At 66.3% G+C, this 22,621-nt stretch carries 24 protein-coding genes; 12 read left to right on the forward strand and 12 right to left on the reverse strand.

Annotated features, from left to right (window positions below):
• Positions 1 to 96: 96 nt before the first annotated feature.
• Genes QN239_RS17805 through QN239_RS17815 form a run of 3 tightly spaced genes read left to right on the forward strand, consistent with a single transcriptional unit; the run spans position 97 to position 2,740 of the window.
• A complete protein-coding gene (locus tag QN239_RS17805) occupies positions 97 to 1,107 on the forward strand; it encodes a methionine ABC transporter ATP-binding protein (RefSeq protein WP_499012387.1) in 1,011 nt (336 codons plus the stop codon).
• The gene (locus QN239_RS17810) at positions 1,104 to 1,835 is read left to right on the forward strand and encodes a methionine ABC transporter permease (protein ID WP_499012388.1); all 732 of its coding nucleotides are present in this window, start codon (positions 1,104 to 1,106) and stop codon (positions 1,833 to 1,835) included. The genes QN239_RS17805 and QN239_RS17810 overlap by 4 nt, the downstream gene beginning before the upstream one ends.
• Positions 1,832 to 2,740: a MetQ/NlpA family ABC transporter substrate-binding protein gene (locus QN239_RS17815; protein WP_499012389.1), complete on the forward strand. Its 909-nt coding sequence runs from the start codon at positions 1,832 to 1,834 to the stop codon at positions 2,738 to 2,740. The genes QN239_RS17810 and QN239_RS17815 overlap by 4 nt, the downstream gene beginning before the upstream one ends.
• Here QN239_RS17815 and rox read toward each other — a convergent pair.
• The 3 genes from rox to QN239_RS17830 form a co-directional block, all read right to left on the reverse strand.
• Entirely contained in the window at positions 2,715 to 4,151 is a 1,437-nt protein-coding gene (gene rox / locus QN239_RS17820; RefSeq protein ID WP_499012390.1) for a rifampin monooxygenase, read from the reverse strand. The genes QN239_RS17815 and rox overlap by 26 nt on opposite strands.
• A gap of 89 nt (positions 4,152 to 4,240) precedes the next feature.
• A complete protein-coding gene (locus QN239_RS17825; protein ID WP_499012392.1) occupies positions 4,241 to 4,714 on the reverse strand; it encodes a GNAT family N-acetyltransferase in 474 nt (157 codons plus the stop codon).
• A gap of 28 nt (positions 4,715 to 4,742) precedes the next feature.
• Positions 4,743 to 6,194, reverse strand: coding sequence for an LLM class flavin-dependent oxidoreductase (locus QN239_RS17830; protein WP_499012394.1), 1,452 nt, complete (start codon positions 6,192 to 6,194; stop codon positions 4,743 to 4,745).
• Positions 6,195 to 6,285: 91 nt separating this feature from the next.
• On the opposite strand from QN239_RS17830, the gene QN239_RS17835 reads away from it, so the two are divergent.
• Genes QN239_RS17835 through QN239_RS17845 form a run of 3 tightly spaced genes read left to right on the forward strand, consistent with a single transcriptional unit; the run spans position 6,286 to position 9,536 of the window.
• Entirely contained in the window at positions 6,286 to 6,891 is a 606-nt protein-coding gene (locus QN239_RS17835) for a hypothetical protein (RefSeq protein WP_499012395.1), read from the forward strand.
• On the forward strand, positions 6,878 to 8,380 hold the full coding sequence (locus tag QN239_RS17840) for an adenylate/guanylate cyclase domain-containing protein (protein ID WP_499012397.1): 1,503 nt from the start codon (positions 6,878 to 6,880) through the stop codon (positions 8,378 to 8,380). The genes QN239_RS17835 and QN239_RS17840 overlap by 14 nt, the downstream gene beginning before the upstream one ends.
• A 1-nt stretch (position 8,381) precedes the next feature.
• Complete coding sequence (locus QN239_RS17845; RefSeq protein ID WP_499016846.1) at positions 8,382 to 9,536, forward strand: epoxide hydrolase family protein; 1,155 nt, start codon at positions 8,382 to 8,384, stop codon at positions 9,534 to 9,536.
• Here QN239_RS17845 and QN239_RS17850 read toward each other — a convergent pair.
• Positions 9,508 to 10,953, reverse strand: coding sequence for a purine-cytosine permease family protein (locus QN239_RS17850; RefSeq protein WP_499012399.1), 1,446 nt, complete (start codon positions 10,951 to 10,953; stop codon positions 9,508 to 9,510). The two genes, QN239_RS17845 and QN239_RS17850, sit on opposite strands and share 29 nt — an antisense overlap.
• A gap of 307 nt (positions 10,954 to 11,260) precedes the next feature.
• On the opposite strand from QN239_RS17850, the gene QN239_RS17855 reads away from it, so the two are divergent.
• The 4 genes from QN239_RS17855 to QN239_RS17870 are packed head-to-tail and all read left to right on the forward strand — an operon-like array spanning position 11,261 to position 15,314.
• Positions 11,261 to 12,364 carry an ABC transporter ATP-binding protein gene (locus QN239_RS17855; protein ID WP_499012400.1) on the forward strand — a complete coding sequence of 368 codons (1,104 nt, stop codon included), beginning with the start codon at positions 11,261 to 11,263 and terminating at the stop codon, positions 12,362 to 12,364.
• Positions 12,365 to 12,419: 55 nt separating this feature from the next.
• Positions 12,420 to 13,607, forward strand: a complete 1,188-nt coding sequence (locus QN239_RS17860) for a polyamine ABC transporter substrate-binding protein (RefSeq protein WP_167159697.1) — start codon at positions 12,420 to 12,422, stop codon at positions 13,605 to 13,607.
• A gap of 4 nt (positions 13,608 to 13,611) precedes the next feature.
• The gene (locus QN239_RS17865) at positions 13,612 to 14,487 is read left to right on the forward strand and encodes an ABC transporter permease (protein WP_499012402.1); all 876 of its coding nucleotides are present in this window, start codon (positions 13,612 to 13,614) and stop codon (positions 14,485 to 14,487) included.
• A complete protein-coding gene (locus tag QN239_RS17870) occupies positions 14,484 to 15,314 on the forward strand; it encodes an ABC transporter permease (protein WP_499012404.1) in 831 nt (276 codons plus the stop codon). The genes QN239_RS17865 and QN239_RS17870 overlap by 4 nt, the downstream gene beginning before the upstream one ends.
• On the opposite strand, the gene QN239_RS17875 is transcribed toward QN239_RS17870, so the two are convergent.
• Complete coding sequence (locus QN239_RS17875) at positions 15,311 to 15,661, reverse strand: PNPOx family protein (RefSeq protein WP_499012406.1); 351 nt, start codon at positions 15,659 to 15,661, stop codon at positions 15,311 to 15,313. The genes QN239_RS17870 and QN239_RS17875 overlap by 4 nt on opposite strands.
• Complete coding sequence (locus QN239_RS17880; RefSeq protein WP_499012408.1) at positions 15,631 to 16,539, reverse strand: EamA family transporter; 909 nt, start codon at positions 16,537 to 16,539, stop codon at positions 15,631 to 15,633. Before QN239_RS17880 ends, QN239_RS17875 begins: the two co-directional genes overlap by 31 nt.
• A 149-nt stretch (positions 16,540 to 16,688) precedes the next feature.
• On the opposite strand from QN239_RS17880, the gene QN239_RS17885 reads away from it, so the two are divergent.
• Complete coding sequence (locus QN239_RS17885) at positions 16,689 to 17,162, forward strand: RDD family protein (RefSeq protein ID WP_499012410.1); 474 nt, start codon at positions 16,689 to 16,691, stop codon at positions 17,160 to 17,162.
• Positions 17,163 to 17,182: 20 nt separating this feature from the next.
• Here QN239_RS17885 and QN239_RS17890 read toward each other — a convergent pair whose 3' ends face one another.
• The 6 genes from QN239_RS17890 to QN239_RS17915 form a co-directional block, all read right to left on the reverse strand.
• A complete protein-coding gene (locus QN239_RS17890; protein ID WP_499012412.1) occupies positions 17,183 to 17,569 on the reverse strand; it encodes a hemophore-related protein in 387 nt (128 codons plus the stop codon).
• Between the two features lie 254 nt (positions 17,570 to 17,823).
• Positions 17,824 to 18,633 carry an acyl-CoA thioesterase domain-containing protein gene (locus QN239_RS17895; protein WP_187095513.1) on the reverse strand — a complete coding sequence of 270 codons (810 nt, stop codon included), beginning with the start codon at positions 18,631 to 18,633 and terminating at the stop codon, positions 17,824 to 17,826.
• A 100-nt stretch (positions 18,634 to 18,733) separates the two neighbouring features.
• On the reverse strand, positions 18,734 to 19,384 hold the full coding sequence (locus tag QN239_RS17900) for a nitroreductase family protein (RefSeq protein ID WP_499012415.1): 651 nt from the start codon (positions 19,382 to 19,384) through the stop codon (positions 18,734 to 18,736).
• Between the two features lie 21 nt (positions 19,385 to 19,405).
• Positions 19,406 to 20,215: an SDR family NAD(P)-dependent oxidoreductase gene (locus tag QN239_RS17905; RefSeq protein ID WP_499012417.1), complete on the reverse strand. Its 810-nt coding sequence runs from the start codon at positions 20,213 to 20,215 to the stop codon at positions 19,406 to 19,408.
• Entirely contained in the window at positions 20,212 to 20,613 is a 402-nt protein-coding gene (locus QN239_RS17910; RefSeq protein WP_499012418.1) for a nuclear transport factor 2 family protein, read from the reverse strand. The genes QN239_RS17905 and QN239_RS17910 overlap by 4 nt, the downstream gene beginning before the upstream one ends.
• Positions 20,610 to 21,677 (reverse strand): zinc-binding dehydrogenase, encoded by a 1,068-nt coding sequence (locus tag QN239_RS17915; RefSeq protein ID WP_499016847.1) that lies wholly within the window; start codon positions 21,675 to 21,677, stop codon positions 20,610 to 20,612. The genes QN239_RS17910 and QN239_RS17915 overlap by 4 nt, the downstream gene beginning before the upstream one ends.
• Before the next feature lie 82 nt (positions 21,678 to 21,759).
• On the opposite strand from QN239_RS17915, the gene QN239_RS17920 reads away from it, so the two are divergent.
• Positions 21,760 to 22,602 (forward strand): helix-turn-helix domain-containing protein, encoded by an 843-nt coding sequence (locus QN239_RS17920; protein ID WP_499012419.1) that lies wholly within the window; start codon positions 21,760 to 21,762, stop codon positions 22,600 to 22,602.
• Positions 22,603 to 22,621 lie beyond the last annotated feature (19 nt).

The raw sequence follows: 22,621 nt of genomic DNA on the forward strand, positions 1-22,621 counted from the left end.
ATGATTCCGCTCAGCCTGGCGCCAATCGGGTTGAGCTGGGCTCACCGTGAGTGCAAGGGTGTCCCAGCGTATTCCGTTCTGACAGGGTCGACGCTCATGATCGAACTCACCGACGTCACCAAGGTCTACGGCCGTGGTGAGCAGCGCACGGTGGTGCTGGATCGGATCAACTTCCGTGTGGACGCCGGCGAGATCCTCGCCGTGGTGGGTCCCAGCGGGGCCGGTAAAAGCACCTTGGCGCAATGTATCAACCTGCTGACACCGCCGAGTTCCGGCGCTGTGGTGGTCAACGGCGAAGACCTCACCACCCTGTCAGATCGTAAGCTGCGCGTCGCCCGCCGCAGGATCGGCACCGTCTTCCAGTCCTCGGGTCTACTGGAACGGCGCACCGCAGCCGAGAACGTCGCCCTGCCCTTGGAATACCTCGGGGTCACCACAGCCGAGGCACAGAAGCGCGTCGCCGAACTGCTCGACCGGGTGGGCCTGTCGCAGCGCGCCCAGCACTATCCGTTCCAGCTGTCCGGCGGTCAGCGTCAACGGGTGGGCATCGCGCGGGCCCTCGCGTTACGACCCTCGGTGCTGCTCTCCGATGAGGCCACCGCCGGCCTGGACCCCACCACCACGACGTCAGTGGTCGAACTGTTGCGGGAACTGCGCGACGACCTGAATCTGTCGATCGTGTTCATCACCCACGAGATGGACACGGTGCTCAAGATCGCCGACTCGGTGGCCCGGCTGGAGCACGGAACCATCGCCGAATCAGGTCGGTTGATCGATCTGCTCACCGATCCGCAATCTGCGTTGGGAGCCGAACTGCGACCACACCGCGTCGACGCCACACCGGCTGCCGGACAACAGGTGTGGCACGTGGTGTACGACGCACCCGATGTGCCCGCGGATTGGATCGGGCGTGCCTCGAGCGAATTGGGCGTGCCGGTGGCCGTGCTCGGCGCGTCGGTCCAGGTGGTCGCCGGCGTCACGATCGGCGGCGCCACGCTCGGCATCCCGGCCGACCTCGGGGCGCGGGTCCCCGGCGTGCTGGCCCGTTTCGGACTGGCAGTCAGCACCGATGCCGGTACCGATCGCGAGCTGGAGGTGGTGGCGTGACCGAGACCCTGCTGGCCAATACGAAAGTCCCGTTCGACGAGCTGCCCGGCCTGCTCTTCCCCGCCCTGCTGGACACCCTCATCATGGTCGGGATCGTGATGTCGATCGTGGTGCTGGTGGGAGTCCCGCTGGGCGCGCTGATCCACAATCTGGCGCCGGGCGGATTGTTCGAGAACCCGGCGCTGCACACCACGTTGGGCTGGGTCATCAGTATCGGACGGTCCCTGCCGTTCCTCATCCTGATGGCGGCCATCATGCCGTTCACTCGCTTCATCACCGGGACGAACATCGGCATCGCCGCGGCGGTGGTGCCCATGTCGCTTGCCGGCATCGCGTTCTTCACCAGGATCGTGGAGAACTCGCTTCGTTCGGTGCCGCCCGCCGTGGTGCAGGTCGCCAGAGCCTCGGGCGGATCCCGCCTGCAGATCATCCGCACCGCGCAGCTCAGCGAGGCGGTGCCGTCCATCATCGGCGGCCTGACCATCAACGTCATCGCGATGATCGAATACTCGGCCATCGCCGGCACCATCGGTGCGGGCGGAATCGGCTATGTCGCAGTCACATACGGTTACCAGCGCTTCGACCAGGGCGTCATGCTGGCCACCATCGTCATCCTCGTCATCACCGTCGCGCTGGTTCAGCTGACCGGCGACGCCCTGGTCCGTTTCACCACCCCACACCGCCGGGCGCACAGCGCTGCGCCCCTGCGCCGAAAGGTCCCCGCATGACCACCACACCCACCTCCGACACCGCGCCGGACCAGGACGACCACGGATTCGAACTCAAACGCAACTCGAAGTGGGTCTGGATCGCGCTCGCCCTGGCGATCGTCATCGTCGGCGCCGTCATCGTGCGCTATGCGTTCTTCAACGAGACGAAGTCCGCCAACGAAATTCCCGGTGCGACCCTGGTGGTCGCCACCAACGAGGGCAACGCGGCCGAGCAGGCACTGATCGAGTACATCGGTAAGGAGGTCGCGCCGCGGCACGGGATCAAGGTCGCGTTCCGTGGACTGTCCGACAGCAACACCATCAACCGGGCGGTCAACGACGGTGAGGTCGCGGGCACGGTGTATCAGCACAAGCTCTGGCTGGGCCAGGTGCTCGAAGCCAACCCGGACTTCCGGGAAACCGCGGCCACCCCGGTGTTCCGGTGGGGCTTCGGCATCTGGTCGGACAAATACAGCGACGTGACCCAGCTGCCCGACGGAGCCAACGTCTCGCTTTACTCCGATCCGGCCAACGAAGCCCAGGGCCTGTGGCTGCTGGAACGGGCCGGGCTGATCACGCTGAAACCCGGTGTGGACAAATGGCAGGCGACGCAGAAGGACATCGAGGGCAACCCGAAGCACCTGAAGTTCACCCTCCTCGACTTCGCCGCACAGTCTCGCTCGCTACCCGACCTGGACGCCGCGGTCGGCTACACCGAGTACTACCTGGCCGCGAAGGTGCCGCTCACACAGCAGATCTTCGCTCCCCCGGCGCCGGACGAATTCGCCGGGCAGCTCACCATCGGTACCAAGTGGGCAGACACCGAGAACATCAAGAAGCTGGTCGAGACGTTCAAAGATCCGGCGGTGCAACAGTTCCTGGCCACCGATCCGAGCGTCAAGAACATCCTGCTGCCGCTGTAGGTGCGCCGAACCAGGCCGACAACCGGTCCGCGAGGCTCTGCTGATCCGCACCGGACCACACGATGTGGCCGTCCGGTCGGAGCAGCACCGCTGCGGTGTCCAACTCCGGGCAATCGGCGCTGACGTGATCGACCCGGTCGCCCCATCCGGCCATCGACAGTCGGCCGGTCTGGTCCAACAGCAGTCCGCGACCGGCGTGCATCAAGGCGTACAGGCGGGAGCGGCCCACCGGCATATCGCGCAGCCGGCGACCCCAGCGAGCGTGCCCGACGTCGTACCGGATGCCGATGGCGGTGATCTTCTCGACGAGGTGGCGATTCACCTGGTCGAAATCCATCAGCTCCGAGATGAGCCGGCGCACCGCCTGCGGCCCGGGTGCGGTGGCCATCAACTCCATCTGGGCGCGAGAATTATTCAGCACATCGGCGGCCACCGGGTGCCGTTCGTCGTGGTAGCTGTCGAGCAACCCGGCCGGCGCCCACCCGTTGATCTCCGCGGCGAGCTTCCAGCCCAGGTTGAAGGCATCCTGCAGGCCGAGGTTGAGGCCCTGACCGCCGGCCGGCGGGTGGATGTGGGCGGCATCGCCGGCGAGGAAGACACGCGCCGACCGGTAGCGTTCGGCCAGCCGGGTGGCGTCTCCGAAGCGCGACAGCCACCGCGGTGAATTCGCGCCGAAATCGGTTCCGGCGGTGACCCGTAACTGCTGCCGGAACTCATCGAACGTGGGCGGGACGGCGCGGTCATCGGTCAGACCGTCGGCGGGCACCACCACCCGGTAGAAACCGTCTCCCAGCGGGCCGGTGCCGAAACGCTTCTGGGTCTGCCGGATCCGGTCGACCGTGGCGAGGACGCTCTCCGGGTCGGCCGACAGCCGCATCTCACCCAACAGTGTCTCGGCTGTCGCGGGTTCGCCGGGAAAGTCGATCCCTGTCAGCGAGCGCACCGTGCTACGGCCACCGTCGCAGCCGACGAGGAACCGGGCGCGCAGTTGCTCACCACCGGCCAGATCGACCGTCACCCCGTCGGCATCCTGGTGCAGGCCGACGAGTTCGGCACCTCGGCGCAAGTCCGCGCCGAGGTACAGCGCGTGCGCGGCCAGCAGCCGTTCGACGAGCGGCTGCGGTATGCCCAGGGTGTAGGGGTGCGCGGTGTCCAACCCGCCGGGTGCCGGCTTGTCCATGGCGGCGAAGAAACCGCCCACCGGGTGTGTGCGCCCGTGCTCCAGAAAGGGTTCCAGCATGCCCCGTTGATCCAGGATCTCGCTGCTGCGCACGTGCAGCCCCAAGGCACGCACCACCGAGGTGGGTTCGGTCGCCTTGTCCAGCATCAGAACCTGCACACCATGTCGGCGCAGCTCGGCGGCCAACATCAGTCCGGTCGGCCCGGCACCGGCGATGATCACGTCAAACATCAAATCCCCCAATCCAATCGGTCTGCTCACAGCCTTGGATGGACGATTGTGCGGCATACCCCGGGCCTTGCGGCAAGCCCCGGGGTGAGCTATATCTTGAAAGGGGCAGGGGAAATCTTCTTGCGGAAGTAGACGCGGTGATAGCCGTCCTCGGTGCGGCGCCCCGTTTCCTGATAGCCCCGCCGGGGGTAGTACGTCAGGTTCTCCGACATGGCCTCATTGGTATAGAGCCGCACCTCGCGGAGCCCGAGTTCACGGGCATCCGACTCGGCCCGATCGAGCAACCGGGCACCGTGACCGCGTCCCCGCGCGGCTGGGTCCACGGCGATGGTGTCGACCAACACATGGTCGGTATGGTGTTCGAGCACCAGTACCGCGTCCAGGCGGCCGTCGTCCTCGATCGCCCATACCAATGAATCATTCAGTGCCGCAGTAAAATCCGCATCCATCGGCGCGGGGCGGCGGCCCATCCGGTCGACGTACGGGGCGAATGCCACCGCGATCAGGCGGTGCACCGCGGCATGATCGGCGCCGGTGGCCCGGCGGAGGCGTGCAGCGTCCACCGGGCCAGCCTACGGCGCCACTGTGCGACTAGCGGCCGCGAGTCGGCTGCGAGGCCACCGATGCCGACGACGACGGCAGGGTCGACGGCCGTTCGATGATCGTCGAATTCTTCCCGCCGACCCGGTAACTGGCGCCGCGGTGCTCCTGCGGCAGCCGGTCTCCCCTACCGAGCAGCTTGTGGCGCAGCGTTCCTGGCGCGTATTCGGCCTGGTAAGCGCCGCGCGCGGTGAGCTCGGGGATCACGTGATCGACGATATCGGCGAACGATCCCGGCGTGATCGCGTAGGCGAAGTTGAAACCGTCCACGTCGGTCTCGTCAACCCACTCCTGCAACGAATCCGCCACGTGCGCACCGGATCCCACGAACCGTGGGCCCAGTCCACCGATCTTGCCCCACTCGGCGATATCTTTGATCTGCCACTCCCGGCCGTCGGGATCGGCGGACTGGAACGCCGCCACCGCCGACAGGATGGCGTTCGAGTCGACGTTGCCCACCGGCTCGTCGAACCCGTAACGCGCCAGGTCGACCCCCATCCAGCCGGACATGAACGTCAGCGCGCCCTCCGGGTCGCCGTAGGACAGGTACTCGGCGTGTTTGGCGTGTGCCTCCTCGTCGGTGGCCGCGGTGACCACGGTCGACAGGTTGAAGATCTTCACCGCGTACGGATCGCGGCCGGCGATCTCGAGCTCGCGCCGGATGGTCGTCACGGTCTCGCGCAGGATGGCCTTCGTCGGCGCCGCGGTGAAGATGGCCTCGGCGTTCTCGGCGGCGAACCGGACCCCGCGTGGCGAAGAACCGGCCTGATAGATGACCGGCGTGCGCTGCGGCGAGGGTTCTGAGAGATGCACCCCGGGAACACTGAAATGCGTTCCCTCATGGCCGATATGGTGCACCTTGCTCGGATCGGTGAACACGCCGCGGTCCTTGTCGCGGACGACGGCGTCGTCCTCCCACGACCCCTCCCACAACTTGTAGAGCACCTCGAGGTACTCGTCGGCGTGATCGTAACGGGCATCGTGCGCGGGCTGATCGGTCTGCCCCATGTTGCGGGCGGCCGCGGGCAGGTAGCCGGTGACGACATTCCAGCCGATGCGGCCCTTGGTGAGGTGATCCAGCGTCGACAGCCGGCGGGCGAACGGGTACGGATGCTCGAAGCCGGTGCCGGTGGTGATACCGAAGCCCAGGTCTCGGGTCACCAGAGCCATGGCCGACACGAGCAGCAGAGGGTCGTTCACCGGGATCTGCGCAGCCTGACGGATGGCCGCCTCATCGCTGGCACCGTAGATGTCATAGGTGCCCAGCACGTCGGCGATGAACAGTCCGTCGAACCTTCCACGCTCCAGCAGCTTGGCGAGCTCGGTCCAGTATTCGAGGTCCTTGTACTGCGCGGACTGGTCGTCGGGATGTTTCCACAGACCAGGCGACTGGTGGGCGACACAGTTCATGTCGAAGGCGTTGAAGCGGATTACGCGGGTCACCCGAGCAGCCTTCCCGGCGCCGGCGGACTCGTCACCGGTTGCGTTCAGCGTGCGTTAATGGCCACGACCGCCGATCCCCTACGCTGGGCGCATGGCACGCCGCAAAGACGCCGCACGTCGGCCCTGGCTGTTACCGGTGGGCGCAGTGCTCGCGGTATCGGCATGCAGTGGCCCCACCGTCATCAACACCGGCGAACCCCACACCCCCATCGCCACGTCGGCGCCGCGGCCCGCTCTGCCCTCGTACGCCACCAACGCCCACCTGGCCACGGCCGATGAGTTCCATGCCACCTCCAGTGACCAACAGGCGTACTACTTCACCACCCCCAGCGGCCGGTGGCGCTGCGCGATCATCCCGCACACCCAGGCCGGCTGCCAGGCGGCCGGCGCCGCGGCCCTGCCCATCACCGGCGCCCCGACGGCGGTGACCCGCGCCGACGGCAGCCAGGTCACGCCGAACGCGCTGGTGATCGACCGTGATGACGATGCGCAATTCGTTGCCGCAGAGGATGATCCGTTCGTGCTGCAACCGGGTCCGGCGGCCACGCTGCCGTTCGGGACGGTCCTGGCCGTGGCCGGCTTCCGCTGCAACGTCCAGGAAGCCAGCGGTGTGTCGTGCGGCAGCGAGGCCAGCGGTAAGGGTTTCACGTTCTCGACGGACGGCTACACGGCGATCTACACAGATGTCCCTCAATAGGGCGGTCCGGTTCGTCTCGGGCCTGGTCTTCGCTCACCTGCTGACCTCCGCCGAGGTCGTGATCGTCCTGCTGTCCCTGGGTCACCAGAGTTCCGGTGATGCGCAGTCGTTGGTTCCGAAGGCCAACCTGATGCCCCTGCTGGCCGTGGTGGTGCTCGGCACGGTCCTGGCGACCGCGGGCGGCTACCGGATCATCGCGCCTGCGCTTCGGTGGTTCGACGCCGGTCTTGATCCCGATCCGGACCAGCGTCGTGCGGCGATCAACATCATCCGGAACCAATCAGTGCTGCTGATGTCGATCTGGTTGCTCAGCGGCGTGGTCTTCGTCATCGCCAACGGAGTCACCGGTTGGCTGCCGATCCTGCTGATCGAGGTGTCGGTGCTGTTCGGCGGCATCTCCACCGCGAGCAGCAGTCTGCTGTTCACCCAACGCGTCACGCGGCCCGTGGTCGCCGCGGCGACAAGGGATTTCGAGAACCGCGCCACCGCTCCCGGCGTCCAGGCGCGGCTGGTGCTGATGTGGACGCTGAGCACCGCCCTACCGAGCGCGACCATCGCGATCATGGTGGTCTGTCGGGCCAACGGCTGGCTGATCCCCGACACGGCCTCGGTGGATGTCCCGGTGGTGCTGTTGTCGATGGTGTCGGTGTTCCTCGGGCTGCGCACCCTGATGCTGGTTTCCCTGTCCATTTCCGATCCGCTGCGCGAGATCATCGATGCGATGGCCGAGGTCGAGCAGGGCCACATCGGCACGCAGGTCGCTGTCTACGAGCAATCGGAGATCGGGCGGCTGCAGCGTGGTTTCAACCGCATGGTGACAGGGTTGCAGGAACGTGACCGGTTGCGCGACCTGTTCGGCCGCCACGTCGGACCTGATGTGGCGCGTCTGGCCGTCGAAATGACGGGCCATGCAGGCGTTGTGGGCGATGACGTGCTTTCCGGCGATGTCCGAGAGGTGGCCGTGTTGTTCGTCGACGTGACGGGCTCCACCGCGCTGGCGATGACCCGCACCCCGGCCGAGGTTGCCGCTGTCTTCAACGACTTCTTCCGAATCGTGGTGGCGGCGGTCGACGCCCATGACGGACTGATCAACAAGTTCCAGGGTGATGCTGCGCTGGCTGTCTTCGGTGCGCCGATCGCCTCGGAGACGGCGGCCACCTCGGCGCTCGCGGCCGCCCGCACACTGGCCGCCGCCCTCGGACGCCAGGAACTCGACTACGGCATCGGGGTCTCGGCGGGGCCCGCGTTCGCGGGCAATATCGGGGCGGAGAACCGCTACGAGTACACCGTCATCGGTGATCCGGTGAACGAGGCCGCGCGGTTGGCGGATGCGGCGAAAACCACCCCGGGGCGTATCGCGTGCTCGGGTGCGGCCGTCGACCGCGCCGACGATGCGGAACGCCGCAACTGGTGCCCGCATCATGAGGAAGTTCTGCGCGGGCGGCCCGAACCGACGAAGGTGTTCGTGCCACGATGGCGTGATGAGTGAGATTGCGCCCTTCCACATCTCGGTGACCGACGACGACCTGGCCGATCTCGCGCGCAGGCTGTCCGGTACCCGCTGGCCCGAGCCGGAATGCGTCGAGGACTGGAGCCAGGGCATGCCGCTGGAGTACACCCGCGAGCTGGCCCGGTACTGGGCGCAGGACTACGACTGGCGTGCGCGCGAAGCCGCATTGAACGGCTTCTCGCAGTTCACCACCGCGGTTGATGGTGTGGACATCCACTTCATCCATCAACGCTCACCGCATGAGGATGCGCTGCCGTTGCTGATCACGCACGGCTGGCCCGGCTCCGTCGTCGAGTTCGCGAAGGTGATCGGTCCGCTCACCGATCCCACCGCACACGGCGGCCGGCCCGAGGATGCGTTTCACGTGGTGTGCCCGTCCCTGCCCGGGTATGGCTTCTCCGGTAAGCCGGCGTCCACCGGCTGGGGTGTGCAGCGGATCGCGCAGGCGTGGGACACGTTGATGGGCCGGCTTGGCTATGCGCGCTACGGAGCCCAGGGCGGGGACTGGGGCGCGGCCGTGACGACGCAGATCGGCCGCAATGCCGGTGCCCGGAGCCGTTCCGGCGGCGACATCAGTGGATGCGTGGCCATCCACACAAATATGCCGATCGGCCGCCCGCCCGCGGCCAGCCTGGAATCCCCCACCGCCGAGGACCTCGAGGCATTCGCGGCCATGAAAGACCACCGCAAGTGGGGTACCGGCTATTCAAAGCAACAATCCACCCGGCCCCAGACGCTGGGCTACGGATTGGTGGATTCGCCTGTGGCACAGCTGGCCTGGATCGTGGAGAAGTTCTGGGCGTGGTCCGACTGCGACGGCCACCCGGAGAACGTCCTGACGCGCGACGAACTGCTCGACAACGTGATGCTGTACTGGATCACGCGCTCGGGCGCGTCAGCGGCGCGGCTGTACTGGGAGAGCTTCACCAGTTTCGGCGCGGGTGAACGGGTCGAGCTTCCCACGGGTGTCGCAGCGTTCCCGAAGGAGATTCTGCGCACCCCGCGCAGCTGGTGCGAGAACGCCTACAACATCACGCACTGGACGAACATGCCGCGCGGCGGGCATTTCGCCGCGTTCGAACAACCCGAGTTGTTCGTCGACGATGTCAGGACGTTCTTCTCGACGGTGCGCTGATCCGGCGGGAACTCCCGGAGCTGCTGAGGAGCCGGTACCCGCCGTAGAGCACCGCAGCGACCACGAAGTTGACGAAGTAGGCGATATCGGCGCCGTGCCAGGCCACGGCGACCGGCCCCTGGATCAATGTGGTGTTCATGAACGGGATCGCCGCGGCGTAGGACGCGAGGAACACCAGCAGTGCGGCGATCCCGTCTCCGCGGCGGGTGGGCTCCGAGGTGACGTCCACGGCGGGATCGAGCCGGCCCCTGGTCCGCAGCACCCAGTCGATGGCCACCAGCGCGACGAATGCCGGGATCCAGTAGCCGATGAGCAGCAGGACGTCCTGGAAGCGGGTGGCGGTATCGGCGCCGTGCAGCCACAGGATCAGGAAAAAAGCCACCGCGGTGACCAGGGCCGCTGAGAAGGGCCGGCGGACCCGCACCCCCATGGTCTGCAAGGCCAGTGAGCCGCTGTAGTCGTTCATCACGCCCGACCCGATCGAGGCCAGCGCGATGACCAGCAGGGCCACCGCGCCGAGGATCCCGCCGCCCATCACGTCGCGCACTCCGGCGGCGGTGTGATCCCCGATCACCCCGGCGGCGGCGATCCCGATGGCTTGGACGAAGACGTAGGCGAGCACCATTCCGCCGAAGGTGTAGCCGAAGACCTTCGCCCCTGACGACCGAGCGGGTAGGTAACGGCTGAAATCGGCGGCGTAACTGGCCCATGAGATCGACAGGCTCAGGGCGATGGTCACCTCCAGTACGAACGCCCCGACCAGGTCGGGGCCGGCCACGGTGGCTTGTGTGATCACGGCATCGGTGGGGTGGCCGCTGACCAGCTTCACCGCGAACACGACGAACGTCACGAACAACACCACCGTGAGCACGGCCTGCAGTCGGTGGATCAGCTCGTAGCCGAAGAACCCGACCGCACCCTGCACGGCGAGCACGATCAGCACCGCCGCCCAGAACGGGATGCCCAGCAGCACCGACAGCGCCTCGCCGCCGAACAGCCCGACAAGTGCGTCCCAGGCTATCGAGGACAGCCACTGCAGCGCGGCGGGCAGCAGGACGCTCGGCCCGAATGCCAGCCGCGCCGCCGGCAACTGTGCGGTGCCGGTGCGCGGGCCCCAGGTCGACAGATAGCCGACCGCCAGCCCGCCGAGCACCGTGCCGATGACCATGGCGACCAGGCCCAGCCAGAATCCCAGCCCCAGCGTGATGGCCAGGGTTCCGGTGAATACGCCCGTCATGTTGACCTGAGGGGCGAACCACACGGTGAACAGCCGGGCGGGCGTGCCGTAGCGCTGCTCCGCGGTGACCGGGGCGATGCCGTGCGTCTCGACCGACAGATCGCCGGCTCCGCGGGGCGTACGCCCCGAGAACGGTTCTGCATTGAGTCCTCGGAACGTGCCTACTGCCCCACCTGTCATGCGACCATTCGATCACGATCGACTCGATCGGCGTCGCCCCTGACCGCCGATGGCGGGATGGGCACCGTCGGCGCACCGGATTCTGCCTATTTTTCCGATCTTTCCTATGGATTCCATTGTCAAAATGTAAATTCGTTGCGGAATCGCTTGCGAAGGCCCTTCCGATGGGCAATGGTTAAACGCGCAACGCCCACAATGCCGAGGAGGTCTGGTTCTGACCGGCACAAACACCACCGCCGCCGATCACACGACGGGTGAGGACGGGACCACCATCAAGACGGCGGCCCCGGTCATCGAGATCGACCATGTGACGAAACGCTTCGATGACTACGTCGCCGTGGCGGAAGCGGACTTCACCATCGCCTCCGGTGAGTTCTTCTCCATGCTCGGCCCGTCGGGCTGCGGTAAGACCACCACGCTGCGCATGATCGCGGGCTTCGAGACACCGACCTCGGGGGCGATCCGCCTCGAGGGTGTCGACGTCTCCCGGGTTCCCCCGCACAAGCGCAACGTGAACACCGTCTTCCAGCACTACGCGCTGTTCCCGCACATGACAGTGTGGGACAACGTCGCGTACGGACCGCGCAGCGCCAAGAAGGACAAAGCCGAAGTCAAACGTGCCGTCGATGAGATCCTCGAGATCGTCCGACTCACGGATTTCGCCAAGCGCAAGCCCGGCCAACTCTCCGGCGGCCAGCAGCAGCGGGTGGCTTTGGCGCGCGCGCTGGTCAACTACCCCAGCGCCCTGCTGCTCGACGAACCACTGGGCGCGCTGGATCTCAAACTGCGCCATGCCATGCAATTCGAACTCAAGCGCATCCAACGCGAGGTCGGGATCACGTTCATCTACGTGACCCACGACCAGGAGGAGGCGCTGACGATGAGTGATCGCATCGCGGTCATGAACGTCGGCAATGTCGAGCAGATCGGCACACCCACCGATATCTACGACCGGCCGGCCACGGTGTTCGTCGCCGGCTTCATCGGTCAGGCCAACCTGTGGGCCGGTAAGCAGACCGGGCGAGCCAACCGCGACTACGTGGAGATCGAAGTGCTGGGCTCGACACTGAAATCCCGCCCAGGCGATACCGCCATCGAGGCCGGCGGGCAGGCGACCCTGATGATCCGACCGGAGCGCGTCCGGGTGAGCGTGGAAGCACCCACCGGAGACGTGGTCGCGGTGCGCACGACCGTGCGCGACCTGACCTTCCAGGGTCCTGTGGTGCGGTTGTCGTTGGTGGCGCCCGACGAGTCCACCGTGGTTGCCCACGTCGGCGCGGAACAGGACCTGCCGCTGCTGCGACCCGGTGACGAGGTGTACGTCAACTGGACCCCGGATGCCTCCCTCGTGCTGCCCGCCGCCGATATCCCCACCACCGAGGACCTCGAGGAGATGCTCGACGACTCCTAGCTGTCGCCGGCTCCTCCCCACCCCCAACGGTTCAAGAATTCACGAAAGGTCCCGCATGTCCAACGAGATCGATCCCCGCCTGCTCACCCGCCTGGCATCCAACCGGACCAGCCGGCGGCGCTTCATCGGCGGTGGTGCGGCGGCGGCCGCAGCGGCGATCCTGGGTCCCTCCTTCCTGGCGGCCTGCGGGTCGAACGGCGGGAGCTCGTCGTCGAGCAGCAGCACGCAGGACAGTGGTCCCGCATCGGGCACCCTGCGGATCTCGAACTGGCCGCTGTACATGGCCGACGGATTCGTCGCCGCCTTCCAGAAGGCGAGCGGTATCACCGTCGACTACAAGGAAGACTTCAACGACAACGAGCAGTGGTTCGCCAAGGTCAAGGAGCCGCTGTCGCGCAAACAGGACATCGGCGCCGACCTGGTGGTGCCCACCCAGTTCATGGCCGCCCGGATCAAGGGACTCGGCTGGCTCAATGAGATCAGCGAGGCCGGTGTCCCCAATCGCAAGAACCTGCGGCCCGATCTGCTGAACTCGTCGGTCGATCCCGGACGTAAGTACACGGCCCCCTACATGACCGGCATGGTCGGTCTGGCCTACAACAGGGCGGCCACCGGCCGCGATATCACCAAGATCGACGATCTCTGGGACCCCGCGTTCAAGGGCAAAGTCAGCCTGTTCTCCGATGTCCAGGATGGGCTGGGCATGATCATGCAGTCCCAGGGCAATTCACCGGAGAATCCGACCACCGAATCCATCACCAAAGCCGTCGACCTGGTGCGTGAGCAGAAGGACAAGGGCCAGATCCGCCGGTTCACCGGCAACGACTACTCCGATGACCTTGCCGCCGGCAATGTCGCGATCGCTCAGGCGTATTCGGGTGACGTGGTGCAGCTGCAGGCAGACAATCCCGACCTGAAGTTCGTCGTGCCCGAGTCCGGTGGCGACTGGTTCATCGACACCCAGGTGATCCCCTACACCACCCAGAACCAAAAAGCCGCCGAGGCCTGGATCAACTACGTGTACGACCGTCCGAACTATGCCAAGTTGGTCGCCCACACCCAGTACGTGCCGGTGCTGTCCGACATGGCAGAAGAGTTGGACAAGATCGATCCGAAGTTGTCCAAGAATCCGTTGATCAACCCGACTCCCGAGACCATCGGCCGGCTGAAGAACTGGGCTGCCTTGACCGACGAGCAGACCCAGCAGTTCAACAACCTGTACGCCGCGGTCACCGGCGGCTGATCGCATGGCAGGAGTCGCCTCCAGCAGCAGGCAGCGCAGCAAGATCGCGCCCTACCTGATGATCTTGCCCGCGCTGGCCTATCTCGCGATTTTCTTTGTGGTGCCGCTGTTTTCACTGGCCCGCACATCGCTGTCCACCGCGGGCGGGTCGGTGTACCTGCCGACCCTGACCTTCGACTGGAACGTCGGCAACTTCACGGCGGCGTTCCACCAATATCAGGATCAGATCCTGCGGTCGTTCGGCTACGCGGCCGTGGCGACGGTGGTGTGCCTGCTGTTGGCTTTCCCGCTGGCCTACATGATCGCGTTCAAGGCGGGCAGGTTCAAGAATCTGATCCTGGGCTTGGTGATCCTGCCGTTCTTCGTGACGTTCCTCATCCGCACCCTGGCGTGGAAGACCATCCTGGCCGACGACGGCTGGGTGGTCAGCGTCCTCAACACCATCGGCCTGATCCCCAGCGAGGGACGGCTGCTCTCGACCGGCTGGGCGGTGATCGGCGGCCTGATCTACAACTGGATCATCTTCATGATCCTGCCGCTGTACGTCAGTCTGGAGAAGATCGATCCGCGTCTGTTGGAGGCATCCCGCGATCTGTACTCGTCGAGTCCGCGCACTTTCGGCAAGGTCATCCTGCCCCTGTCACTGCCCGGCGTGCTCGCCGGCAGCATGCTGGTATTCATCCCCGCGGTAGGTGATTTCATCAACGCGGACTACCTGGGCAGCACCCAGACGACGATGATCGGCAACGTCATCCAGAAACAGTTCCTGGTGGTCAAGGACTACCCCGTCGCCGCGGCGCTGAGCCTGGGACTGATGATCCTGATCGTCATCGGCGTGCTGCTCTACACCCGCGCCCTGGGTACCGAGGACCTGGTATGACGGCCACCGTGGAGCAGTCTGTGGTGAAAAAGGTTCGGGCCAGGCCCAAATGGGGTGATCTGGTCCTGCGGATCGTCGGCGGCCTGGTGCTGCTGTACCTCTTCCTGCCGATCTTCGTGATCATCCTCTTCTCGTTCAACCACCCGGCGGGCAAGTTCAACTACAGCTGGCAGGGCTTCACCCTGGACAACTGGCTGCACCCGTTCAAATACCCCGCACTGGTGGACGCACTCAAGCTCAGTCTCAATGTGGCGTTGGTGTCCACCTTGATCGCGCTGGTGCTCGGCACGCTGCTCGCGATCGCCTTGGTGCGTCAGCGTTTCCGCGGCAGCAAGGCCGTCGACACCTTCATGGTGCTGCCGCTCACCGCTCCCGAAGTGGTGATGGGTGCCTCGTTGCTGACGCTGTTTCTGGATCTGCACTGGGCGGCGGGCTACACCACCATCGTGATCGCGCATGTCGCGTTCGAGGTGAGTTTCATCGCGATGACGGTGCGGGCCCGGGTGCGCGGTTTCGACTGGACACTGGAAGACGCTTCGATGGATCTGGGCGCCAGCCCGACCCGCACCTTCTTCCGCGTGACCCTGCCGCTGATCGTGCCGGGGATCATCGCGGCGGGCATGTTGTCCTTCGCGCTGTCCCTGGACGATTTCATCATCACCTACTTCGTCAGCGGATCCACCGTCACCTACCCGCTGTATGTGAATGCGGCGGTGAAAGCGGCTGTGCCACCACAGATCAACGTGCTGGCCACGGCGATCCTGGTGATCAGCCTGATCTTGCTCGGGGTGGGAACGCTCTACCGGCGCAAGCGCATCGAGGTCTAGTCGAGCCGAACGCGCACCTTGACCCGGCCCTTGTCGTCGCGGGTGGCGACGGCAAGGCCGGTGCGGTCCGCGCCGCGGAAGTTCAGCAAGGTGATGGGCCCGCCGTCGCCGAGAAAGTTGCGCCACCAGCTCTTGGCATCGGGCGCCATGACGGCGATGGTGACCTGATCACCGGACAGTCGGTAGTTGACCGGCGTCTGGAAGATCCGCCCGGACTTGCGGCCGGTATAGCGGATTTCGACCAGGCTGCGACCGACCAGGTCGCCGATGGCGGGGACGGCGGTGAGGGCCACGGCCAGTTTGTTGACGGCACGCGTCACTGGGTGGGCGAAGATTCCGTTCGACATGTACCGAGGCTAACCTCCGGCGGCGCACCGTGCGTCTCGCCGCGGGCACCGCTGCGGGCCGCCCCGATCCCGGCACCCACCACCGCGACGATGCCGACGACGGCGAGCGGTGCCGGCACCTGATGCAGCACGAGAAGCCCCATCAGCATCGCGAAACCTGGCTCCAGACTCATCAGCGTCCCGAACGCCGCCGCGGTGAGCCGGCGGAGCGCCAGCAGTTCCAGCGCGAACGGGATGATGGGCAGCAGGATCGCCAGCCCCGCCCCGATCACCAGGATCTCCGGCGTCAGACGGCCGAACACCGCGGGCCCGGCCACCGCCGTCGCGACGAGACCGGCGACGGGCATCGATACGGCCAGGCCGGCGATCCCGGCGACCTCATCCCCCACCCGTTGCGTCAGCAGGATGTACATCCCCCAGCACACCGCCGACCCCAGCGCGTAGAGCACCCCGACGGGGTCGACGGATCCGGCCCACGGTTCGGTCAGCAGCAGCACGCCCACCGTCGCCAACCCCGGCCACAGCAGCCGATAACGGCCCGAACCTTTGGCCACCGCAACACCGAGGGGCCCGAGGAATTCCAGCGCACTGGCGGTGCCCAACGGGATCCGCGCCACCGCCATCATGAACAGCAGGGTGATCCCGGCCGTGACCACACCGAGCACCACACATGTGCGGAAGGCCGACCGGGTGAACGCCGCACGGCGCGGACGCACCAGCGCCAGCATCAGCAGTCCGGCCCAGGCCAACCGCAGCCAGGCGGTGCCCGTGGCGCCGATATCGTCGATCAGCTGTACCGCGATCGCGGCGCCGAGCTGCACCGCGCACATCGCGGCGATCGCCATGAAAGCACCGTTGCGGGCGGTCGCGGAAGTCATCTCTGCATTGAACGGCAGCCAGAACGTTCATGTCCACGTGATTTTGACTGACATATTGTTCGTATCTATCAAACAGTCTGGTGCCGGTTGTGACCGCTCGAAGAGGTCGTGATGGCGACCGACTCCCGGGGTATGCGTAGATTCAGGTGATGAGCAGCGGTGACCACGTGTCGCAACCATGGCAGTCCCAAGCGCCGAAGTCCGCGGTGCCCGGCAATCTCGGTCCCCGGTTCTTCGCTCGGGTGATCGACGGCGTCATCGTCAACGCCGCAAGCCTCGTCGCGGTCGTGTCCCTTGATTCCTTCTCGAATATTCTTGTCACCGGCCTGTTTTCGGGCCTGCTGACGTTCATCTACTTCGTGGCGTTCGAAGTGTCCGTCGGATGGACACCAGGTAAGAAGCTGTTGGGGCTGCATGTGCGCGGACCCCACGGCCGTCCGCACCCAGATCTGAAACAGTCGGCGATCCGCAACTCGTTCACGCTCTTGGCGGCCGTGCCCTACGTCGGCGGCCTGCTCGCCTTCGTCGCCTACGTGGTGATCGCCGTGTCGATCAGGAACAGCCCGTGGCGACAGGGCACCCATGACGACCTGGCCGGTGGGACGCAGGTCGTCAAGGGTTGAGCGTCGAGAGTCGAACCCCGTCAGCCGGCCATGAACTCGCTGTAAGCAGAGGCCATTTCGGGTGAGAGGGCCGTCGTGTTGCAGGCGCGTTGCTTGTCGCCGATCGGCGCCAAGATGCTCCTCAATTCCAGGTACTCCTGCGGGTTGGCAGTGAAGTACGTCCGGATGCTCGCCGACGCGACATCCCGCGGCTGGGTGTAGATGACGGACACGGCTTGCTTGGCGCCCGGGTGGGCGCCCAGGTAACCCTGGGCCGCACCGGTGGTCTGCTGCACGGTGGCGTCGATCGACTGCCGGCTGCAGTCCACCGGATCGGCGGAGGCGATCGGTGCCAGCACGACGGCGCTGAGCGCACCGCCCGCCGCCAGCACGGAGAGAGCGATTCGATTGCAGAACTTCAGTTTCATGATGAGTGGAGATTCCTTCGAGTCGTCAATTGTTGGGGACCCGACCCGATTTCCACCATACGGAAACTCCTAAACACCGCGAACGGCGCCGTCGAGCAGTATTTCGGCCGTTACAGCAAACTCCGGTGAGTTCGGTCTCAGTTTTGCGTTCCGTGGCGCGACGGTGCGCAGGATGGCCGATCTTCCTTATCTTCGAGGCCTTTTCCTTAACCCATCGTGATGTCCGGTGTGACTCGATCGTCGTGCGGGGTGCATCAACGGGTGCGCTCGGGGAACGGGTCGTTGGCGAAATCGATCTGTGCGGCCGGGTTGGCCACCGCCGTCACCATTCCGGTCCCGAAGGCGCCCGCACTGTCGAACAACGTCGAGGCGCCCACTGAGATCCCGTCGGCAGCCCAGTGCGAGTCGGCCTGCACCCCGACCCACTCGTCACCGGGTAGCCGGGAAAGTGCCACGGTCAGATCCCCGTTGATGTAGCCGACGCCCGCTGTGCCGAGGTTGGTGACCAGGCTGGTTCCCTCGGCGGCCATGGCGGCCCGCACGAACGGCGAGTTCGCGTCGCCCTCGACCACATCGATGGTGCGGTTGACGAACCGCTTACGTGAGGTGTTCTGGTGATCGGCGATGGCACCCGTCCAGCCGGCGTCATCGCTGCCGATGCCGATACCGCGGGCGTCATCGCGATCGACGGGACCGGTGAAAGTCATTGGGGCTACCCATTCCCGGCCGCGCGGTGGTTCCGAGAGCCGGTATTGCACCAACGTGGCGCGGACCACCGTCACCCCGTCCTGGACCAGCTCGCACTCGGCATTGCGCACCCGGCGCCCGTCGCGCACCAGCGCGAGTTTGGCCGTGGTCGGCACACCACGGGCGGCCTTGAAAAGATCGACCGTCAGCCGGGCCGGCAGGAATTCGGGACGTCCGAACGCGGTTTCCAGCGTGCGCGCGACCAGGCCGACGAGCGCCGGACCGTTGAGGTGATCCGGACCCCAATGGCTCTGCGCGTACGCGGTGGGCAGGAAGGTGTCCTGCTCGGTCTGGGCGAAATGAAATGGACGTGCCATTTCCGCATCGTCGCACAGGGCAGGTTCTGCGCAGGAGCGCAGCCCCTGCCCCGGTGGCCTGGTGGTGATGGGCCGATCAGTCTCATCGAGCTGGAGGCCGTCAGTCCGCCTTGAGCACCGAATCGGCCGGCGTGCCCCAGCGGTCGAGGTAGACCGCGTCGCGCAGCGGCCGCCGCCGCAGCGGACCGTGCCGGCCCTTAGGCCAGCCGAGCACGATGTGCCCGCCCAGCAGATAGTCGTCGGGGACACCGACGGCCTCCCGCAGGATGGCCTCGCCCCCGTAGGAGGCCCAGCTGGTCAGACAGGCGCCCAGGCCCTGAGCCCGAGCGGCGAGTAGGAAGTTCTGCATGGCGGGGAAGATCGACCCGCCCAGCAGCAGTTCGGATGCCGTCGGGAACTTCTTTTGAGTGAACAGGACGGAGGTGAATTCTGCGGCCCGGTCATGCAATTCGTAGGTGGCCCGATTGTTGCGCGCCACCGGGCCGGTGTCGTCGGTGCTCGGCCGGGTCATCCCGTAGACCGGCTCGATGACCGCCAGTGCATCCGCGGCCGCTCGGGCCACCGCCGCCCGCAGTTCGGGTGAGCGCAGCACCACGAAACGCCACGCTTGGGCGTTGGCCCCCGACGGCGCCCAGGTGGCGGCCCGCAGACAGCGGGTCAGGGTGGCGTCGTCGACGGGGTCGTCGGTGAACCGGCGGATGGTGCGCGCGGTGGACAGCACTTCCCAGACGTCGCTGCTCGTACTCGCCATGACGGGCACCATAGCGCGGACTCAGCCCATGGATGCCGCGCTGGCCGCCGTGATCAACGCGACGGCCTCATTGCGGGTCAACGATGCCAGCAGCGGCGCGGCCGCTTTCATCTGTTCGCCGACCAGCACGGTGGGGCCGGTGGTGAGGCTGGCGAAGGCCTCCGCCACGACGTCGGCGGCGGAGGTGGCATCCGGGGGCGCGGTATCGGCGTCGGGCAGTAGTCCTCGGCTGTGTTCGAGACTGCGCAATGCCGGGGTGTCGGTCTTACCGAGGATCAGGCCGACCACGTCGACACCCTTGTCGTGCAGCTCGGCCCACAGTGCTTCGGCGAACACCATGTCGAAAGCCTTGCTCGCGCCGTAGGCGACCATGTTCGGCCCGCCGGCGAAGCCCGCGCCGGATCCGAAGAGCACGATGCCACCACGGCCGCGGGCCACCATCGGTGCGGCGAAGTGATGGCACAAGCGAAGTGGTGCCAGGCAATTGCGTTGCACCATCGATTCGGCGGCTGCGACGGGCTGGTCGAGGAACTGCCGGAAGTTCGGATCGGCGCCCGCGCAGTACACCAGGAAGCCGATCTCCAAGTCGGCGGTCGCCGCGGCGATCGCCGCGGTGGCCGCATCGTCACTGAGATCGACTGCCAACGTGCGGGTTCGGGCGCCGGTCCGGGCCTCGATCCCTTCGGCGACCTGTTCGAGGATGTGCTGCCTGCGCGCCACCAGCACCACGTTGACGCCCCGCTCGGCCAGCCCCTCGGCGAACAATGCGCCGACCCCGTCGGATGCGCCGGCCACCACCGCCCACGGTCCGTACCTGTCGGCGAAGCTCATGACCCGATCACCGCGATCCGCACGGAGGTGAATCGACGCCGCGCAATACACCAGCCATCGCCCGTGCGGACGAGTTCATCATCGTAGAACCCGATGGCGTTCACCCCGGAAGCGTTGTCGGCGGCCAGGATCAGTGCGTCGAGGTACGTGCGGGCGGTGGCGGTGTCGCCGGTGACCGTGATGGCCATATTGCTCAGCCGGTGCAGGGTATGTCCCGCGCCGGCATGCGCGAGCACCATGAATTCCGTGACGGCGTCGACTCCGTTCCAGGCGCCGATCTCGCCATAGTCCAGTGCACAGTCCGCGGTGAAGACGGTGCGGAACAGCGGCCAGTCGCGGCGGTCGATACCGGTGGCGTACCGGATCAGGACATTGGTTATCTGGGCATGATCGGTCACTGCACATCTCCGTTCGGGTGTACCAGGATTCGGGGTGGGCCTTCCGATCGGCGGGCGAGATCCAGGGCGTGCGGAATCTCGTCGAGGCCGATGATCTTCCCAACAGCGGGCAGTGGATCGAGCCGTCCCCCGGCGATGGCGTCAAGCGTGCCGTACCAGTCCTGCGGCATGGGTCCACCGCCGAACTGAATGGTGACACCCTGGCGAGTGGCATCGGTGATGCTGAGGGTGTCGCCCGTGTACCAGCCCCCGGCACAGTAGATGCGGGTGCCCATCTCCACCGATTCCACGATGTGTTGGATCAGCCCGCCGGCGCCGACACACTCGAAAACGATTGCCGGACCCGGCAGATGGCGCTCAGCTCGGAGCTGCCGGAAGACCTCGATCGGTGACTGCTCGGCGGGGTCGACGGCGACGTGTGCACCGAAGGTCTCGGCGAGGGCACGGCGATCGGCCTGAAAGTCGGATACCACGATGGGTTCAATATCCCTGGCCCGCAAGGCCGCCACTGCAGACAGGCCGATGGCGCCCGCCCCGAGGACGATGGCGATCTCTCCGGGCTTTATCGCCGCCGAGCGCACATAGAACTCGCCGACGGCGAACGCATCCGTCAAGGCGGCGGCGTCGTCGGACACGTCGCCGGGCACCGGTTTCGCGAGCATCTCGTTGACGATCAGTTTCTCGGCGAAGCTGCCCTGCGCCTCGGGATGCTGACCGATGATGTGGGCGCCGTCTGCGCCGCGGGGTTCTTCCCCGTCGCTCCGCTCGCCCCGGGCGACCAGCCTGATCGGAATCGAGGTGACGCGGGTGCCGACCGGGAACTTGTCGGTGCAGCCCGGTCCGTGCCCGATGACCTCACCGACGAATTCATGACCGAGCACGATATCGCGCTCGGCATCGTAAAGAGTGCGGCCGGTGGGGTCGTCAGCGAGCGCCGGGTGATCCATGAAGTGCACGTCGGAGGCACAGATCGCGGTACTGAGGGTGCGAAGCAGCAGCTCGCCCGGCCCGGGAACCGGATCCGGTGTGTCACCGACGGTGAGTTCACCGTGACGCAGGAGCACCGCACGCATCGCAGCCCCTTGCTCTTCTCGACTATTCGAGACATACTCTCGAATATATGACCACACGCTAAACGTGCCGGAAGTGAGGAGTCAAGACATTCGCGGATCCAGCTCAGCGCCGACCGGTCGGGCGCTCGACGTGATCGAACTGCTGGCCAGGCCAGGCAACGAGACGCTGCGATTCTCCGATATCGTCCGCGAACTCGAACTGACCCAAGCCACCGCCCATGCGATCCTGAAGACGTTGTGGGATCGCGGCTGGGTCAGCCGAGATCCGGTCGACAAGACGTTCGCACTGGGACCTACCCTGGCTCTGGTGGCGGCCCGGCTGGACGCGGCCCGTCCCGTCGTGGTCGCGGCGCGACTCGCTATACAGCGGATCTCGTCCGATAGTGGTTATCCAGCAACAGTATTGGAGCGGGTAGGCGAAGATTTGGTCGTCACGGCCTTCGAAGGGGGCACGGCCAGTGCGCCCGGTGACCGCATCCCTTACGCTCCACCGTTCGGGGTGGCGTTCGCGGCGTGGGACACCCCGCAAGCTCGGCAGGAGTGGATCGCGCGGGCGGCATCCTCGAATATCGAACTGGCCCAGCGACTGGAGCAGGTGCTGGCCCACACGCGTGAGCGCGGATTCGACATCGATTGGACGACCCCGGCGCTGGCGCAGGCCGCGCAACTGATGGGTACCGCCACCGATCTGCCCGACTCGGTGCGGCAGCTGATGGAGCGATTGCTGGTCGAGTTCACCGCGATCGGCCTGCTGGAGAGCAGCGAGACCCGGCCGGTGGCCACCATCGCCGCGCCGGTGTTCGACCAGCACGGCCGTGTCGCGTTGATCGTGGCCGCACACCCGTTGCGTACCTTGCTGATCGGCGAGATCAACGAGATCGGCGCGCGGTTGATGGCCGAGGCTGCGAAACTGTAGTGACGACACTGCGGATCAG

It is taken from the genome of Mycolicibacterium sp. Y3 (assembly GCF_051188035.1).
In the GTDB taxonomy this organism is placed as follows: Bacteria; Actinomycetota; Actinomycetes; order Mycobacteriales; family Mycobacteriaceae; genus Mycobacterium; species Mycobacterium fluoranthenivorans.

What these genes read in the sequence shown, in the direction of transcription:
- QN239_RS17865 (WP_499012402.1), top strand. Translation starts at nt 13,612, where the DNA reads ATGGCAGGAGTCGCCTCCAGCAGCAGGCAGCGCAGCAAGATCGCGCCC.
- QN239_RS17880 (WP_499012408.1), bottom strand. Translation starts at nt 16,539, where the DNA reads ATGACTTCCGCGACCGCCCGCAACGGTGCTTTCATGGCGATCGCCGCG.
- QN239_RS17905 (WP_499012417.1), bottom strand. Translation starts at nt 20,215, where the DNA reads ATGAGCTTCGCCGACAGGTACGGACCGTGGGCGGTGGTGGCCGGCGCA.
- QN239_RS17875 (WP_499012406.1), bottom strand. Translation starts at nt 15,661, where the DNA reads ATGTCGAACGGAATCTTCGCCCACCCAGTGACGCGTGCCGTCAACAAA.
- QN239_RS17885 (WP_499012410.1), top strand. Translation starts at nt 16,689, where the DNA reads ATGAGCAGCGGTGACCACGTGTCGCAACCATGGCAGTCCCAAGCGCCG.
- QN239_RS17895 (WP_187095513.1), bottom strand. Translation starts at nt 18,633, where the DNA reads ATGGCACGTCCATTTCATTTCGCCCAGACCGAGCAGGACACCTTCCTG.
- QN239_RS17815 (WP_499012389.1), top strand. Translation starts at nt 1,832, where the DNA reads ATGACCACCACACCCACCTCCGACACCGCGCCGGACCAGGACGACCAC.
- QN239_RS17850 (WP_499012399.1), bottom strand. Translation starts at nt 10,953, where the DNA reads ATGACAGGTGGGGCAGTAGGCACGTTCCGAGGACTCAATGCAGAACCG.
- QN239_RS17860 (WP_167159697.1), top strand. Translation starts at nt 12,420, where the DNA reads ATGTCCAACGAGATCGATCCCCGCCTGCTCACCCGCCTGGCATCCAAC.
- QN239_RS17840 (WP_499012397.1), top strand. Translation starts at nt 6,878, where the DNA reads ATGTCCCTCAATAGGGCGGTCCGGTTCGTCTCGGGCCTGGTCTTCGCT.
- rox (WP_499012390.1), bottom strand. Translation starts at nt 4,151, where the DNA reads ATGTTTGACGTGATCATCGCCGGTGCCGGGCCGACCGGACTGATGTTG.
- QN239_RS17835 (WP_499012395.1), top strand. Translation starts at nt 6,286, where the DNA reads ATGGCACGCCGCAAAGACGCCGCACGTCGGCCCTGGCTGTTACCGGTG.
- QN239_RS17870 (WP_499012404.1), top strand. Translation starts at nt 14,484, where the DNA reads ATGACGGCCACCGTGGAGCAGTCTGTGGTGAAAAAGGTTCGGGCCAGG.
- QN239_RS17805 (WP_499012387.1), top strand. Translation starts at nt 97, where the DNA reads ATGATCGAACTCACCGACGTCACCAAGGTCTACGGCCGTGGTGAGCAG.
- QN239_RS17900 (WP_499012415.1), bottom strand. Translation starts at nt 19,384, where the DNA reads ATGGCGAGTACGAGCAGCGACGTCTGGGAAGTGCTGTCCACCGCGCGC.
- QN239_RS17890 (WP_499012412.1), bottom strand. Translation starts at nt 17,569, where the DNA reads ATGAAACTGAAGTTCTGCAATCGAATCGCTCTCTCCGTGCTGGCGGCG.